15 protein-coding genes are annotated in these 17867 nt (G+C 36.3%); all 15 read left to right on the top strand.

Translation table 11 applies throughout. From position 1 onward, the window contains the following. Nucleotides 1-14 precede the first annotated feature (14 nt). Nucleotides 15-515: a hypothetical protein gene (locus tag BOQ64_RS00285; RefSeq protein ID WP_129057026.1), complete on the top strand. Its 501-nt coding sequence runs from the start codon at nt 15-17 to the stop codon at nt 513-515. Between the two features lie 122 nt (nt 516-637). After that, nucleotides 638-1282: a cysteine hydrolase family protein gene (locus tag BOQ64_RS00280; protein WP_129057027.1), complete on the top strand. Its 645-nt coding sequence runs from the start codon at nt 638-640 to the stop codon at nt 1280-1282. 70 nt (nt 1283-1352) lie between these two features. Further along, entirely contained in the window at nt 1353-1934 is a 582-nt protein-coding gene (locus BOQ64_RS00275) for a Crp/Fnr family transcriptional regulator (protein WP_129057028.1), read from the top strand. A gap of 69 nt (nt 1935-2003) precedes the next feature. Continuing rightward, nucleotides 2004-3137: a hypothetical protein gene (locus tag BOQ64_RS00270; protein ID WP_129057029.1), complete on the top strand. Its 1134-nt coding sequence runs from the start codon at nt 2004-2006 to the stop codon at nt 3135-3137. A 217-nt stretch (nt 3138-3354) separates the two neighbouring features. Next, nucleotides 3355-6630 (top strand): cytochrome c biogenesis protein CcsA, encoded by a 3276-nt coding sequence (gene ccsA, locus BOQ64_RS00265; protein WP_129057030.1) that lies wholly within the window; start codon nt 3355-3357, stop codon nt 6628-6630. 503 nt (nt 6631-7133) lie between these two features. Continuing rightward, nucleotides 7134-7979 carry an SPFH domain-containing protein gene (locus tag BOQ64_RS00260; protein ID WP_129059599.1) on the top strand — a complete coding sequence of 282 codons (846 nt, stop codon included), beginning with the start codon at nt 7134-7136 and terminating at the stop codon, nt 7977-7979. A gap of 83 nt (nt 7980-8062) precedes the next feature. After that, complete coding sequence (locus BOQ64_RS00255; RefSeq protein WP_129057032.1) at nt 8063-8251, top strand: Arc family DNA binding domain-containing protein; 189 nt, start codon at nt 8063-8065, stop codon at nt 8249-8251. A 474-nt stretch (nt 8252-8725) separates the two neighbouring features. Then, a complete protein-coding gene (locus tag BOQ64_RS00250; RefSeq protein ID WP_129057033.1) occupies nt 8726-10276 on the top strand; it encodes an aldehyde dehydrogenase family protein in 1551 nt (516 codons plus the stop codon). Between the two features lie 114 nt (nt 10277-10390). Next, complete coding sequence (gene lat / locus BOQ64_RS00245) at nt 10391-11716, top strand: L-lysine 6-transaminase (protein WP_129057034.1); 1326 nt, start codon at nt 10391-10393, stop codon at nt 11714-11716. A 61-nt stretch (nt 11717-11777) separates the two neighbouring features. Further along, nucleotides 11778-12008: a DUF2007 domain-containing protein gene (locus BOQ64_RS00240; RefSeq protein WP_129057035.1), complete on the top strand. Its 231-nt coding sequence runs from the start codon at nt 11778-11780 to the stop codon at nt 12006-12008. 438 nt (nt 12009-12446) lie between these two features. Further along, nucleotides 12447-12959, top strand: a complete 513-nt coding sequence (locus BOQ64_RS00235; protein WP_129057036.1) for a GNAT family N-acetyltransferase — start codon at nt 12447-12449, stop codon at nt 12957-12959. 116 nt (nt 12960-13075) lie between these two features. Then, nucleotides 13076-13204: a hypothetical protein gene (locus BOQ64_RS24415; RefSeq protein WP_262708709.1), complete on the top strand. Its 129-nt coding sequence runs from the start codon at nt 13076-13078 to the stop codon at nt 13202-13204. 182 nt (nt 13205-13386) lie between these two features. Beyond that, nucleotides 13387-13530, top strand: coding sequence for a hypothetical protein (locus BOQ64_RS23510; RefSeq protein ID WP_228448007.1), 144 nt, complete (start codon nt 13387-13389; stop codon nt 13528-13530). Nucleotide 13531: 1 nt separating this feature from the next. After that, nucleotides 13532-14719, top strand: a complete 1188-nt coding sequence (locus tag BOQ64_RS00225) for an efflux RND transporter periplasmic adaptor subunit (protein ID WP_129057038.1) — start codon at nt 13532-13534, stop codon at nt 14717-14719. Then, a complete protein-coding gene (locus tag BOQ64_RS00220) occupies nt 14719-17865 on the top strand; it encodes an efflux RND transporter permease subunit (protein ID WP_129057039.1) in 3147 nt (1048 codons plus the stop codon). Before BOQ64_RS00225 ends, BOQ64_RS00220 begins: the two co-directional genes overlap by 1 nt. The last annotated feature ends 2 nt before the right edge of the window (nt 17866-17867 follow it).

Genomic DNA, 17867 nt, shown 5'->3' with positions numbered 1-17867 from the left:
TCAAAAATAGAATAATGAAAAATATAATATTACTCACAGGATTTTTGTTTTCAGGATTTGTTTCAGCCCAAGTTGGAATTGGGAAAGAAATGGTGGATGGAGATGGAATACTCGATTTTGCTCTTAATACTACGAATGGCATTATGCTTCCAATCGTAGAGACTCTGCCTAATGATGCTGTTGCGGGAACTATTCTGATGGATAAAAACGATAAAATTGTAAAAATGAAAGATAGTTCAGCATGGGTTGAACTTAGTGATGCCGGCTCTATTAATAATGCTACTTTTAATACTAGTACTGAAGTACCCGGCCCTAACAGAGTAATTATCGGGAATTCTACAACAAATGCTCCCGGAGTATTGGTGTTGGAATCTACAGATAAGGCTTTAATATTACCCAAAATAGCAGATCCTCATATCAATGTTAAAAGTCCGTATCCCGGAATGATCTGTTATGATACAGTAAGTAAAACTATGGCTGTATTTGATGGATTGAAATGGAGTTACTGGAAATAAAGTAAAGTATGAAACCGGGGGATTGGTCCTTCGGTTTTTATTTTATAATGATGTGCTTTTTTGAACTAGTTCAAATGTCAGAACTGTAAAGCTTACTAGCTTTGTCTCATAAAATGGAATCAATGAAAAATCTATTAAAAAACAAACTGACTTTATGTCTGGCTTTATTATCACTGATATCAATGAACGCACAACAAAAAAGAAAAATGGAAAACACAGCATTATTAATTATCGACGTACAGAACGATTACTTCCCTGGAGGGAAAATGACATTAGAAGGAGCTGAACAGGCAACCAAAAACTCTCAGCAGATATTGGAATATTTCAGGAAAAACAATCTTCCAGTCATTCATATCCGTCATATTTCAACCAATGAGGGAGCGACTTTCTTCTTACCGGGAACTTCAGGGACTGAGATTCACTCTTTGGTTTCTCCCTTAGCTGGTGAAAAGGTGATTGAGAAACATTTTCCTAACAGTTTCAGAGAGACAGAACTGTTAAGTTACCTTCAGTCAAAAAATATTAAAAATCTGGTGATTACCGGAATGATGACAGATGTCTGCGTAGAATCTACAACTAGAGCGTCTTTTGATTTCGGGTTCAGAAATGTCATTATTGGAGATGCTACAGCAACAAGAGACAGGGAACTTTATGGGCAGGTTATAAAAGCATCAGAGGTTCAAAGATCATTTTTAGCAGGGATATCTGCTCTCGGAGGTCTTTATACCAATATTGTAAAGACAAACGATTTCTTAAAAGATAAATAGGGTTAATTTGTCTTATTAATGAATAAAGATATCAGGAATATTGATATCTTTATTTTTGTTAAATACCATCATGTTCAGTCTGCTTTATAAGAATATCAGCCGCTATATTGATCTTTCTGAGGAAGAGTTCAAGCAGTTTTCTGCACCTTTCCAATTAAGAAGCTTTAAAAAGAAAGAAGTTGTTCTGAAAGAAGGAGACTATTGCCTTTTTGAAGGCTTTGTTCTGAATGGATGTTTTAAAATCTATTACCTGAATGAAAACGGATTTGAACAGACCTTGTATTTTGCAGTAGAAGGATGGTGGATTACAGATATTGACAGTCTGCTTAATGATGTACCAAGTATTTTAAATATTGAAGCCCTTATGGACAGTGAAGTTTTGATGATTTCAAAAAAAGATAAGGAAGCGCTTTATGAAACCATGCCACAAATTGAAAAGCTTTTCAGAATCATGAATCAACGGTCATCAGTAGCATTACAGAGAAGAATTCTTTCTTTAACAGGTAAAACGGCAGATAAACGCTATATCGAATTTTTGGAGAAATATCCCGGACTGGAACAAAAACTTACCCAACAGCAGGTAGCTTCCTATCTTGGCATTACCCACGAATTTTTAAGCAAAATCAGGAAACGGATTTCACTGGAAAAATAAATAACCAAATGTCTTCAAGTAATCTCGGTAAAGAATAAAAATGATTGTTTATTTTTAAATTAAAATAACATGAAAACAATATTATTATCATGCTTGCTGTGTTTCTCAAATGCATTTTCACAGTCTTATGAAACTTTGATGAACAAAGCTGCAACAAATTTGCAGGCAAAAAAATATTGTGATGCACTTTCAAATTTTAAAAAAGCTTTTAATCTGCAAACAGAAATTGGACTTTATGATTATGTAAGTGCTGCTTCTGCTGCTGCTAATTGTAATGACACAAAAACTGCTGTTGAATGGCTTAAGAAAGGGTATAAGCTGGGACTAGGGAAAAGTAGGGATGAAATAAGTTTTTTACAAACCAATGAACGATTTAAAAATCTTAATCAGAATATAGAATTTAAGCAGCTGTTGGGAGATATGGAAAATAAGCTGGTTCAGATTGAAAAGCTTAAAAAGCAGGAAACCGAACAATGGAATCAGGAGATCGTTAAAAACCAGATTACAGAAAATATTCCTTTTAATCAGGCTTCACCAGGATTTGCTTTATATTTTACAGAAGCAGAAGGAATGAAGGTTCCCTATATCGTTTTTGTACCGAAGGGATACAAATCTTCAAAGCCCATAAAAGTTATTTTCTTCCTTCATGGGGGTGTAAATACAATTAATGAATTTTACTATCAAAACCCAGGAGTAAAAAAAGAACCTATTTTTTCTGTTGGGAGCGGTTTCAATGCCATTATTGTATATCCTTTTGCTAAAAAAGATTTTGGCTGGATGAATCAGCAGAAAGCCTTTGAAAATATTTTTACCATCCTGAATGATGTTGAAAAGAAATATAACGTAGATAAAAATAAAATCTATTTGGGCGGAATGTCTAATGGTGGAACTGCGGCGTTTTGGTTTGCATCACGGAAAGAAACTCCATTTAAAGCTTTTTATGCCTTTGCTCCCAATCCCGTGTTAAATATTGGTGCTATTCCATTTGAAAATATCACAAAAGATCATCCACTATATACGATTAGTGCAAAAGATGATTATGTGTTTGGTTATAATGAGGTGATGAAGATTTATAACCAAAATAAATCTAAAGCAAAAGGATGGAATTTTCAGACAATAGAAAATGGTTCACACGATTTTATCTATAAACCAGAAATCAGTAAAGAGCTTTTAACAAACTTTTTTTCTGAGGTTTTAAGATGAAAAAATATAAATCACAAATAGAAGTCTTCAATCACTGATATAGGTATTATGAATCTGTATTCTTTCGGTGTTAGAAATTGATTTTTTTACAATAACTCTAATATTATTAAGAACGATTCAAAATAAGGAAAACCGGGATCAAAGTGACAAAAAACAGCTTTTTTTCAGTGCTTTATGGTTTATCATCCTTATTTTTGCATGTCAAGTACATATCAACATGAAGAAGCTCCAAGATATTATTATCTCAACCAGGACAATGGCTGTATTGTTACTGGTTTATGCATTCGCAATGGCCTATGCAACGTTCTTAGAAAACGACTACGGAACTCCTACAGCAAAAGCATTAATTTATGAGGCGAAATGGTTTGAACTCATCATGGTGCTGCTTATCGTTAACTTCATAGGAAATATCGGAAGATACAGACTGTGGAAAAAGGATAAATGGCCGGTTTTGGTTTTTCACCTTGCCTTTGTATTCATTTTCATTGGTGGTGCCATCACAAGATACATCAGTTTTGAGGGCACAATGCACATCAGAGAAGGGGAAACATCCAACGAAATTGTAACGGATAAAAATTTCCTTAAAATCCAGATCGAGGAAAAAGGAGATGTCCTTAACTATCAGGATATTCCTTATCTGATGTCTCCACTTCACAAAGATCTTAATGCCACTTACGACTTCCACGGAAAAGAAGTAAAGATCTTTGCAAAAGAATATATTCAGAGAAAAAAAGACAGCTTATTGGCTGAGCCTAACGGAACTGAATATCTTCACCTGGTTTCAACAGGAAAAACAGGAAGACAGAACATTTATATCAAAGCCGGAGATACAAAATCAATTAACGGAACTTTGGTAACTTTCAACAGAGCGATTGAAGGAGCTGTTGAATTCAAAAATGAAGGTGGTAAATTATTCATCAAAACTCCAGTAGATGCAAGTTTCATGACTATGGCAACTCAGGCTACCGGAAATACTGTAAAAGATGAATTCCAGCCTTTAGCATTGAGAAGTTTATATACAATCAATGAATTAAAACTGGTAGTACCTGAAGGCCTTAAAAAAGGAAAGCTGATGGCTATTGAAGGTGATAGAAAGAAAGATATCAACGTACCGGATATGCTTCAGATTGAATTACAGGGGCCAAAAACAAAACAATTGGTTGACCTTTTTGTGGAAAAAGGAAATCCAAATGCATACAAACAAATTACCATGGACGGATTGAACATTATGGTTGGATTCGGGCCAAAAGTTTACAATACTCCTTTTGCATTAAAATTAGATGATTTCGTTATGGAAACGTATCCGGGAAGTAACTCTCCAAGTGCATACGAAAGTCACGTGAAAATTGTTGATGAAGGAAAAGAAACTCCTTATAAAATTTATATGAACCACGTTCTAAACTATAAAGGATACCGTTTCTTCCAGTCAAGTTTTGATCCGGACAGAATGGGAACGGTATTATCTGTAAACCACGATTATTGGGGAACTTTAATTTCCTATATCGGATACGGATTATTATTCTTAGGGATGTTTGTGATCTTCTTCTGGAAAGGAACGCACTTCTGGAAATTAAATAAAATGCTGAAAGATGCTAATAAAAAGAAAATTGCAGCAGTATTTTTATTATTCTTAAGTTTAGGACTGAATGCTCAGAAAATTGAAACCCATGGAACAACTGACGGAAGCAGAGAACATGTACATGTAGAAGGTGATGGGCATACACATACAGCACCAGCACCTGAAACTAAAACAGCTCAGGACAGTGAGATAAAACAAAACTCATTAGCCTCTCCAATGGGGAAAATGAGAACCATTTCAGCTGATGAGATCATTGGAAGAAATAAAATCAGCAAAGAACACGCAGAGAAATTCGGTTACCTTTTGGTTCAGAACTTCGAAGGACGTATTATTCCAATGAACACACAGGCTTTAGAGGTTTTAAGAAAACTTTACAAGCATGATACCTTCAAAGGAACAGACGGAAAATCTCTTGATGCTAACCAATGGTTCCTTTCTATCAATACAGATACGGAAAGCTGGACATCAGTTCCTCTAATCAAAGTTGATGAAAAGGGTGGGAAAGCACTTCTTGAAAAAACAAAAGCCAATGAAGAGGGGTATACTTCTTTACTGAACTTATTCCCTGTAGATAAAAGAACTGGAATGTTGTCTTATGTTCTGGAAAGAGACTATAACGCAGCTTTTGCTAAAAAGCCGGCAGATCAGTCTGAATATGACAAGCAGGTGATTAAACTTAACGAAAGAGTTCAGATCTTTAATGAGTTTTTCAGTGGTCAGTTCTTAAGAATCGTTCCTGTGAAAAATGATGCTAATCACACTTGGCACTCATGGTTGGATCAGAAGTTTGAACCGGATATGGAGTCTCAGCAGGTAATGGGACCTTATTTTTCAGAAGTTATCGGTGCGCAGAGATCGGGAGATTGGAGCAAAGCAGATTCTGAATTGGTAAAACTTTCAGATTATCAGAAGAAATGGGGGAAAGCTGTTGTTCCTGATCAATCTAAAGTAGATCTTGAAGTATTCATGAACAATGTGAATATCAACTTTAAATTATTGATTTTCTATACGATTATCGGAGGTCTTCTTTTAATTTTAGGTTTTGTTGAGCTATTCAAGCCTAATAAAACTTTAAACAAAGTAATTAAAACAATTATTGCTATTGGGGCTATAGGATATGTATTCCACTTCCTGGGGCTTATAGCAAGATGGTATATTTCAGGACACGCACCTTGGAGTAACGGATATGAAGCAATTATCTTCATCTCATGGGTAGGTATTTCAGCAGGTTTTGCATTGTATAGAAATTCAAATGCCTTGATTCCTGCATCAGGATTCATGGTAGCTGTAATTATGATGGGATTTGCACACGGAGGTTCAGCACTTGATCCACAGATCACGCCACTGGTTCCGGTATTGAAGTCTTACTGGCTGATTGTTCACGTGGCGATCATTGTATCTAGTTATGGTTTCTTTGCCCTGTCAATGATTATTGCTGTACTATCTTTAATATTCTATATTATTTCAAGCAAAGAAACTTATAAAATTCACCATGATACAACCCTGAAAGAACTGGTAATTGTTTCTGAAATGTCATTAACAATTGGTCTTTTTGCTTTAACGGTAGGAAACTTCCTTGGAGGGATCTGGGCTAACGAATCATGGGGTAGATACTGGAGCTGGGACCCGAAAGAAACTTGGGCTTTCATTTCCATTATGGTGTACGCTTTTGTATTACACATGAGATTAGTTCCAGGATTAAGAAGCAGATGGGCGTTCCACGTAGCAACCATGTTTGCTTTCTGTTCAATGGTAATGACCTATTTTGGGGTAAACTACTACCTAAGTGGACTTCACTCATATGCAGCAGGAGATCCGGTACCAGTACCAGCTTGGGTATATATCGGAATCGCTACAATGATTACTTTAGCAGTCGTTTCTTATTTCAAGTTTAAAACTTTAACGAAGAAATAATCTTTAAAACATATCACTTAAAATCCCGGAAATCAATTCCGGGATTTTTTTGTGCCTAAGTCATCTGTGATTTTATAAATTCTATTATTTCTCTTTTTTTTCAGTCTGTTAATGCAAAAATTAAATCAGTTATTCTAAATGTTGAATTAGTTTTAACGCTATGTTCGCAAGGCTGATTATACTAGCTTTTTCATTTTCCGTTCGCAAGGGCACTTCGTTTAGCAAAGTGTGGTTTTTAGCTGAGTGAAACGCCTCTGCGTTCTTTTTCATTATAATTCATAAACTCTTAGTGAACCTCGCGTTTACTTTATCTGGTATTGATTTTATATTGCTAAAAAACTATGATTACTGATACGTTTTGAGATCTCGAAACACGTAACTCGTACCTCACCCTACATCAAAAAATCAAAATTTATCATTCAGAATTCAAAAAATATTGCTACCTTTATGATATCAAATTAATATCAAAATAAAAATTCAATCATGGAAAAACATTAAAACCCATGTCGGGTTATCTTACATTAGTGATCTGTTTGGTACTCTTCGTTGCTGCAGCATATTTTTTTATTTCAGGAGTAGATCAGAGTATTACATACGTTGTTATTGCTATGTTATGCTTTCTGTTGGCATGCTTTTTCTTGAAAGGGTTAATGATTATTCAGCCTAATCATTCAAGAGTATTGAACTTCTTTGGAAAGTATGTAGGAACTGTAAAAGACAACGGATTATTCTTTATCAATCCATTGTATTCCTCTCAGAAGATGTCACTGCGTTCAGAAAACTTACAGGGACAGACTTTGAAAGTAAATGACAAGATGGGAAACCCTATTGAAATTGCAGTAGTAATGGTATGGAAAGTAGGAGATACTTATAAAGCTGCCTTTGATGTAGAACGTTATTCAGACTTTGTAAGGATGCAGAGTGAAGCAGCTGTGCGTCATTTGGCGATGAGCTTTCCGTACGATAATCTGGAAGACGATCATGCTCCGATTACATTGAGAGAAGGAGGAGACAAAATCAATTCTATTTTGGAACAGGAACTTACAGACCGTCTTTCAAAAGCTGGAATCGTAATCCAGGAGGCTAGAATCTCGCATTTAGCGTATGCTTCTGAAATTGCAGGAGCAATGCTTCAAAGACAGCAGGCTACCGCTATTGTGGCGGCAAGAACAAAAATTGTGGAAGGAGCGGTTGGAATGGTAGATCTTGCCTTGAAAAAGCTTTCTGAAGAAAATATTGTTGAGCTTGATGATGAAAGAAAGGCAGCAATGGTAAGCAATTTAATGGTGGTTCTTTGTGGCGAAAAAGCGGCAACACCAGTATTGAATGCAGGAACATTGTATAACTAGCTGTAAAAATTAATCGTTCCCGTTTTATTGAAGTTATAAAGCTGGAATATAACCCAATGCGTCTTGCATCAAAAACAAGAATAATGAAATCAGAAAAAGCTCAGAACACTTCGGAAAACAAAGGCAAGAAATCCTTTGTCTTAAGGATAGATGAGTCTACCTATAAGCTCCTCGAAAAATGGGCCAATGATGAATTCAGAAGTGTGAATGGTCAGATTGAATATCTCCTGCATCAAAGCCTTGTTAACTCGGGGAGGAAGAAAAAAGACTAGCTTTGAAGGCAAAAATGGGGAAGATAAAGCCGAAGGAAAATGGTTTTAATTCATTAAAATGAGAAAATTGATATGGTATGAATATGAAAGTGTTTAATTTATTATCAATTTTTCTTCAGTGTTAAAAGAAATTAATCATTCTAATTAACCTTATAAAAAAGAAAGCAGAGAAATCTTTCTCTGCTTTTTTATTTCATACAACTCTGAAGCGAATCTGCTCCAAAGTAGAATATAACGAGCCAAATCAAGCCTTTAATGGTAAAGAAAGCAAACCCTGCCCATCCCACACGCTTGAACCACTTTTTAAACTTTGAGTTATTTTCTTGTGAATTTTCCATCGGTGATTGTCAAAAAGATTACCCTACAAAGATAAGCATGTTTATAATTAGTCCAAATAAAAAGCATATTAAAAAATTAAAGTTTTGAGGTTCGCATAATATTTTTATCTTTAGAGAGAACGAAAAGTAAGATTTTATGTCAAAAAAAGTAAAGGATTTCGGAATCGAAAAAACACTCAAAAACCTTGGTATTAAAGAAGAGAATAAAGGGACTTCAGTGGGCGGTAAATATTTCGCTTCAGGAAAGACGATAGAAAGCGTATCTCCTGCAGACGGGAAATTAATTGCTAAAGTAAAGACTTCCGGAGAAAGTGATTATGACAAAGTAATTGAAACAGCTCAAAAGGCATTTCAGGAATTCAGGCTGATCCCGGCTCCTAAGAGAGGAGAGATCGTAAGACAGCTTGGGTTAAAGTTAAGAGAATATAAAGATGATCTTGGAAAACTTGTTTCTTATGAAATGGGTAAATCTTTGCAGGAAGGACTTGGAGAAGTACAGGAAATGATTGATATCTGCGATTTCGCAGTAGGACTTTCAAGACAGCTTCAGGGATATACAATGCATTCAGAAAGACCTGGTCACAGAATGTACGAGCAATACCATCCGCTTGGGGTAGTGGGAATCATCACTGCATTCAACTTCCCGGTAGCAGTTTGGTCTTGGAACACAGCTTTAGCTTGGATCTGCGGTAACGTGACAATCTGGAAACCATCAGAAAAAACTCCGCTTTGTGCCATTGCATGTCAGAATATTATGAATGAAGTTTTGAAAGAAAACAACCTTTCAGAAGGAATTTCAAGTGTATTGGTAGCTGATCACGAAATCGGACAGAAATTAGTGGATGATAAAAGAGTAGCTTTAGTATCTTTCACAGGTTCTACAAGAGTAGGAAGAATGGTTTCTTCTAAAGTAGCAGAAAGATTCGGGAAGTCTATCCTTGAATTAGGTGGTAACAATGCGATTATCATTACTAAAGAAGCAGATCTTAACATGTCTATCATCGGAGCTGTTTTCGGAGCGGTAGGTACTGCAGGGCAGAGATGTACTTCTACAAGAAGACTGATTATCCACGAAGATGTATATGATGAAGTAAAAACAAGACTTGTAAAAGCTTACGGACAATTGAAAATCGGAAATCCATTGGATGAAGCTAATCATGTAGGACCACTAATTGACGTTGATGCCGTAAATCAGTACGAAGAATCTATCAAGAAATGTAAAAAAGAAGGTGGAAAATTCGTTGTTGAAGGTGGTGTTTTATCTGGAAAAGGATATGAATCCGGATGCTATGTGAAGCCTTGTGTTGCTGAAGTGAAAAACTCTTATGAGATTGTTCAGCATGAAACATTTGCCCCAATTTTATATTTAATCAAATACAAAACATTAGAAGAAGCTATTGCAATTCAGAATGATGTTCCGCAGGGACTTTCTTCTGCTATCATGACTCAAAACCTTAGAGAAGCAGAATTATTCCTTTCTCATGCAGGTTCAGATTGTGGAATTGCAAACGTAAATATTGGTACTTCAGGTGCAGAAATCGGAGGCGCTTTCGGAGGTGAAAAAGAAACCGGCGGAGGTAGAGAATCTGGATCTGATGCCTGGAAGTATTATATGAGAAGACAAACTAATACTATAAATTACACTGCACAACTTCCTTTAGCACAGGGGATTAAATTTGATTTATAAAAGCTTTACTTAAAGCAACCAAAAAACTATAAAAAACTTAATAACCTGAATGATTGAATGCTCAGTCTTTTGATTGCTTAATCATTCACTTATTAAATCACACAACAATTTATTATGGAACACACATTAGATATACAAGCAAATAAAGTTAAAGAAACAGTTGGAAAACACGTGTTGGCAGACGGTTTCGATTTCGTGATGGACATTGAAAAATCTCACGGATCATGGCTTTACGATAAACTTACAGACAGAGAATACCTGGATATGTTCTCTATGTTTGCATCAGCTTCCATCGGGTACAACCACCCGTATCTTGTAGAAAGATCAGAATGGTTGGGAAGAATGGCTGTTAATAAACCAACATTGGCAGACGTTTACTCAGAAGAATATGCTCACTTCTTAGAAGTATTTGAAAGAGTAGTTATTCCTCAGGAATTACAATATGCTTTCTTTATCGAAGGGGGAACTTTAGGCGTTGAAAACGCATTGAAAGCTTGCTTCGACTGGAAAACACGTAAAAACTTTGAAAAAGGTCTTGATACTGAAGCAGGAATCTGTATTCACTTCAAACAGGCTTTCCACGGAAGAAGCGGTTATACTTTAAGTTTAACAAATACTTCAGATCCTAGAAAGTACCAATACTTTCCAATGTTTAAGTGGCCAAGAATCTTAAATCCAAAATTATCATTCCCAATTACAGAGGAGAATTTAGCTGAAACAATTAAACAAGAGCAATTAGCTTTAGTTCAGATTGAAGAAGCAATTCTGATGAATCCTGATAAAGTAGCTTGTATCATCATTGAACCTATTCAGGCAGAAGGTGGTGACAACCACTTCAGAGATGAATTCTTATTAGGTTTAAGAAAGATCTGTGATGACAATGAAATCTTACTAATTTTTGACGAAGTTCAGACAGGGATTGCCATTACAGGTAAAATGTGGGCATTCCAGCATTTTACTGCTAAGCCGGATATCATTTCTTTCGGTAAAAAAGCTCAGGTTTGTGGAGTATTGGCTAACAAGGAGAAATTTGACGAAGTTCCGAACAACGTTTTCAGAGAAAGTTCAAGAATCAACTCTACATTCGGAGGAAACTTTATCGATATGCTACGTTTCCAATTGGTAATGGAAGTCATCGAAAAAGAAAACCTTGTAGAAAATGCAAGAGTTGTAGGAGATTTCCTATTAGAAAGCTTAAAAGCATTAGCTGAGAAATATCCATCAAAAATTTCCAATGCAAGAGGAAGAGGATTAATGTGTGCCATTGATCTTCCATCTGGAGCAGACAGAAACAAGATGATGACTGAATTATTCAATGACGGATTAATCATTCTTCCTTGTGGTGATCAGTCTTTACGTTTCAGACCACACCTTAATGTTACCAAAGAAGAAATTCAGCTGGCATTAGATAAAATTGAAAGCAATATTAATAAAATTTAAAAACAAAGATTTGTAATTTTCAAAAAAACATTGTACATTTAGATACTCAAACAATTAGAATATGGAAAGAAGTACGAGAGTATCAGTTTACGAAAGTGATAACCCTTCAGAAATTCAGTTGGTTAAGTCTAAATTGGATGATGCACAAATTACAAACTCTGTTGAAAACAACTATCTTACATTTACCACAACACCTACAGCAACATCGCTAAAGGTAATGGTGGATCTGCAGGACGAGAAGAAAGCATTTGAAATTATTGATGCTTATCTTCAACAAAATGAAAATTATTAAAACAATTTCATAATTTTAAATTTTACTACTTCGAACCGAAAATTAATTTCTAATTAGTTTTCGGTTTTTTAATTAAATCAATTATTAAATTATTAAAAAACTAAATGTTTAAAAGATAATTTGAAGAAACTATTATTATCAATCAGAACCAAAAGCTAGTATTGGTCTGATTTAAATTTGACACAAAGTTTTAGTAACCTTATGCTATATTTTTTAGAAAGCAAAGAAAGAATCAATGAAATTGATTCTCATGAAGTGATCGCACAGCCATCCGCTTATTCAACGACGAAGTCACAATCTTTGCTCACTTAAAATCTTAAGCTTTATAAATAAAATATTTGCGTTAATAAAAAGCGGACTTTAGTTCAGATAATCAAAGATAAGTAGTTCAGACTTTTAACTTTTTAACTTGATGTTTTTTTAATCAAAATCAACAACATGAATCCAGAAATCAAACTAAGAAAATCGGAAATTGAAGACAGAGACATTATTTGGGGAATCATCCAGCAATCCATTGAAAGAAGAAGACAGGACGGAAGCACACAATGGCAGAATGGCTATCCTAATCTTGATACAGTAGAAAGCGATATTGCAAAAGGTTTCGGATATGTGCTTACAGTAGACGGAAAAATTGCAGTGTATGCAGCTTTAATTCTTAATGATGAGCCTGCATACAGTAAAATTGAAGGAGCCTGGCTGAGCGATGGAGAATTTGTAGTGGTACATCGTGTGGCGATTGATGAAAAATTTGCAGGACAGGGTATGACTAAGAAGCTTTTTGATCACATTGAAGACTTCACAAGATCTAATGGAATCCAAAGTGTAAAAGTAGATACCAACCATGATAATATTGCAATGCTGAAGATCCTTGAAGGCAAAGGATATTCCTATTGCGGAGAGGTCCTTTTAAAGGATGGGCTGAGAAAGGCTTTTGAGAAGATTATAATTTAAGCAAAAAGTTAAATCAACTTTCATTGAATTTTTAAAACGCTCTTTATTTATAATCTCTATCAGCTTTGTTCGTTTGGTTCTGAACTAATTTTTACATTTGTTCAAATTTTTATATTATGCACCAAAGTATAGAAATTGATGAGAAAATTTTTCAGGATGCCGTAAAGTTCTACGGCACCATTTTCAACCTACCCCCATTAGCCTCAAAATCTATTCCTACCTTCTTTTTGATTATGAGAAAGTAGGAATTACTTTTGATGAGTTTGTTGAAGTGCTTTCTGCGAGTAAAAGTTCTGTTTCTACAAGTATTTCATTGTTATTGAATGCACAACTTATTGTAGATCACAACAAAATGGATGAGCGGAAACGGTATTTTTTCATCAATGATGAATACAAGAAAATTCGATTTGAGAAAATTGTCCAAAAAATGCAGGACGAATTAAAGCTATTAGATGATTTAAACAATTTTAAAAAAAGTAAAGACGATGGATACAACGAAAGAATAGAAGTTTACAAAGCACTCTTAAATAAAAACATAGAAAATATTCAGGAATCTCTTAATAAACTATAAAATGAATAATAAGCTAGTTATACTTTCAATGGCAGCGCTTTCTCTCACAGCCTGCAAAAAAGAAGCTCCGAAACAGGATGGTGCCAAGCCGTACCCTGTTGTTTCTGTGGAGGCAAAAAATATAGTAGGTTATCAGACGTTTCCGGCTACCATTCAGGGTAGAGTGAACAATGATGTACGTGCTAAAATACAGGGATATATTACCCAGTTACTGGTAGATGAAGGACAGTATGTTACCAAAGGACAGCCTTTGTTCCGTTTGGAAACCAATATTCTTACTGAAAATGCGGCTGCTTCCAAGGCAGGAATTGGAGCTGCTGAATCCAGTATTGCTGCTGCACAGGCATCTGTAAATGCTGCACAGGTAGAAGTAAACAAACTGAAACCTCTGGTTCAGAAAAACATTATCAGTAATGTACAGTTGCAGACTGCTCAGGCTCAACTTGCACAGGCTCAGGCTCAATTACAGCAGGCACATGCTGCCAAAAGACAGGCTGAAGCCAATTATAAAGGAGTAGAAGCGAATATTGAATATTCCATCATTCGTGCGCCTATTTCAGGGGTAGTCGGAAGACTTCCGTTAAAGGTGGGAAGTTTGGTAGGACCATCTGACCAAACTCCATTGACAACGATTTCTGACACTTCAGAGATCTTTGCTTACTTTGCAATGAATGAGAAAGAATATTTCAACTTCCTTGAAAAAGCTCCAGGAGCTTCTATGCCTGAGAAAATCAAAAATTTACCAATGGTAGAGCTTCAGTTAGCCAACGGAAGCCTTTATCCTGAAAAAGGAAGAATTGAAGCCATCACAGGCCAGATTGATCCTACAACGGGAACCATTCAGTTCAGGGTTGCATTCCCTAATGCTCAAAAATTATTAAGCAATGGTAACAGTGGAACCATCAGATTCCCTCAGCATTATGATAATGTTCTTGTAGTTCCTGAAAGTGCTACTTACGAGCAGCAGGGTATTGTATATGTATACAAAATAGAAAAAGGAGATACAGCTAAAAATGTTGTTGTAAATGTTATTGACAGAATCGACAATTTAGCGTTGATCAAATCAGGAGTGAATAAAGGTGAAAGAGTTATTGCAGCAGGTATCGGAGGGTTGAAGCCAGGTACAGCTGTGAAGCCGAAACCAATTAAAATGGACAGTCTTGTTGAATCTATAAAACCGAAATTCTAATGATAAAAAACTTTATTAACAGACCGGTTTTATCTACCGTAATCTCAATTTTGATTGTGATTCTCGGTGTGCTAGGACTGATCTCGTTACCGGTTACGCAATATCCGGATATTGCACCACCTACGGTGAGTGTTTCCGCAAACTATACGGGAGCCAATGCCGAAACGGTGATGAAAAGTGTGGTAGTACCTTTGGAAGAACAGATTAACGGGGTGGAAGGAATGGATTATATCACTTCCAGTGCCGGGAATGACGGATCTGCCCAGATCCAGGTTTTCTTCAAACAAGGGATTGACCCGGATATTGCTGCAGTAAACGTGCAGAACCGTGTGGCGAGAGCAACACCACTTCTGCCATCTGAAGTAACCCGTTCAGGGGTTGTAACGCAGAAGCAGCAGACCAGCGCCCTGATGTATATGTCTTTCTATTCTGAAAATAAAGATCTGGATGACGTATATCTTCAGAACTTTTTGAATATTAATATTATTCCTAACCTGAAAAGGGTAAATGGTGTAGGGGATGCCAACGTTTTCGGAGGTAAGAACTACTCGATGAGAATCTGGCTGGACCCTGCAAAAATGGCTGCCTATGGAGTAACACCTACAGATGTTACCAATGCAATCAACGAGCAGAGTAGAGAAGCTGCTGCAGGTTCTATCGGACAAAATAGCGGAAGTTCTTTTGAATACATTATCAAATATGTAGGTAAATTTAACGATAAAGAACAGTACGATAATATCATCATTAAAGCCCTTGCAAACGGACAAAACCTGATGCTGAAAGATGTTGCCAAAGTAGAACTGGCAGGTCAGTCTTACACTGGTGTCGGGGAAAACGGAAACAATCCTTCCATCAGTATGGGGATCTTCCAGACTCCGGGATCTAACGCACAGGAGATTATTAAAAATATCAAAGCTTATCTGAAATCTGCAGAGGGAACTTTTCCGCAGGGAATCAAGTATACTTTTAACTTTGATACCAACGAATTCCTTGAAGCTTCAATTGAAAAAGTAGTACATACCCTGATTGAAGCGTTTATCCTGGTATTTATTGTAGTATATATTTTCCTTCAGGATTTCAGATCTACTCTGATCCCAGCTATTGCGGTTCCGGTATCTATTGTGGGAGCGTTCTTCTTCCTGAATCTCTTCGGATATTCATTGAACCTCTTAACCTTATTTGCACTGGTACTGGCGATCGGTATTGTGGTGGATGACGCCATTGTGGTCGTCGAGGCCGTCCATGCGAAGATGGAGCACGGTATTTCAGATGCGAAAAAAGCTACGGTAGAAGCAATGGATGAAATTACAGGAGCTATTATTTCTATTACTTTGGTAATGGCAGCTGTATTTATCCCGGTAACCTTCATTACAGGTCCTACAGGGGTATTCTACCAACAGTTTGGTATTACGCTGATTATTGCCATCATCATTTCTGCAATTAATGCATTAACATTGAGCCCTGTTTTATGTTCATTATTCTTAAAGCCTCACGCAGAGCATCATGCAGAATATCAGAACTTAAATATTCTACAGAAATTTTTCTACAAGTTCAATATTGCTTTTAAAACAACTACTGAACGTTACGGAAGAGGATTTGTATTCCTTTTAAGACATAAATGGGTAACCCTGATTATTTTTGCGGTTACCGGAGGTATTTTATTCTGGGCAAGCAGCAGTATGAAGAAAGGTTTTGTACCTACAGAAGACAGAGGAATTATCTTTACAGACGTTCAGCTTCCTCCGGGAGCTTCTATGGAAAGAACTTACAACGCTTTGAAAACTCTTCAGGCTAAAGCTTTGAAAGTTCCGGGGGTACAGAATGTTACCATTTCTACAGGTAGAGGATTCTTATCCGGAAACGGAAGTAATAATGGTCTTGCGTTTGTTAAGTTGAAGCCATTTGAAGAAAGGAAAAAAGGTGGGCAGACTTCTGAAGATATTACGAAAAAACTATTCGGAATTGTAGGAGCTGTTCCTGATGCTAAAGTAGTATTCTTCCAGCCACCAAGTGTACCAGGTTTTGGTAGTAGTGCAGGTTTTGAAATGGTATTGCTGGACAAATCAGGGGGAGATTATGCTGATCTGGACAATAAAACAAATGAATTTATTGGTAAGTTGATGCAGAGACCGGAAATTCAGTTTGCCCAAACGTCATTCAATACCAGATACCCTCAGTATCAGATGGAGATTAATGTTCCGCTAGCTAAACAGCTTGGAGTTTCTGTAAATGATATTCTGGCTACCATGCAGGGATATATTGGTGGTATTTATACTGCTGACTTTACCAAGTATGGAAAACAGTTCAGAGTAATGGTTCAGGCACTCCCTGAAAACAGAAAGAATATTGACAATCTAAACGAACTTTATATAAGAACTGGTTCAGGTATCATGTCTCCGATTTCACAATTTGTAACATTAACAAAAGCATATGGGCCACAATCTGTAAGCCGTTATAACCTATTTACCTCTGTGAAAGTAACGGGAGCTAACTCTGAAGGATACAGTTCCGGAGATGCTATTACTGCCGTACAGCAGGTGGCCAGTGAAACCCTGAATCAAAACTATGCAGTAGAATTTACCGGGTTGACGAGAGAAGAATTAAATTCAGGATCTCAGACTCTTTTGATCTTTGCATTGAGTTTAATCTTTGTATACTTTATCCTTTCTGCACAGTATGAAAGTTATATCCTTCCGCTGGTTGTTGTAATTTCTCTTCCTTTAGGGGTAATGGGAGCTTACTTAGGACAGAAGGTGATGGGCTTGGAAAATAATATTTATTTCCAGATTGCACTGATCATGCTGGTGGGACTATTGGCGAAAAATGCAATCCTTATCGTGGAATTTGCTGTTCAGAGAAGACATCATGGTGAAACGATTGTAATGTCTGCGATCAATGCTGCTAAAGCTAGGGTAAGACCTATTCTAATGACATCATTTGCCTTTATCTTCGGTTTATTACCGTTGGTTTTAGCAAGTGGAATTGGAGCTGTAGGTAACAGATCCATTGCAACCGGTGCAGCTATAGGATTGTTGATAGGAACGGTATTGGGATTATTTGTAATTCCGGTATTGTATGTGATTTTTGAATCTATACAGGAAAAGATCAAACCTATTAAAAAAGAAGACATCAATTTAGCCGAGTAAAA

The sequence above is a fragment of the Chryseobacterium sp. CH25 genome (genome assembly GCF_004119455.1).
In the GTDB taxonomy this organism is placed as follows: domain Bacteria; phylum Bacteroidota; class Bacteroidia; order Flavobacteriales; family Weeksellaceae; genus Chryseobacterium.
The sequence above is the reverse complement of the archived record's forward strand: the minus strand, read 5'-3'. Positions and strand labels throughout refer to the sequence as shown.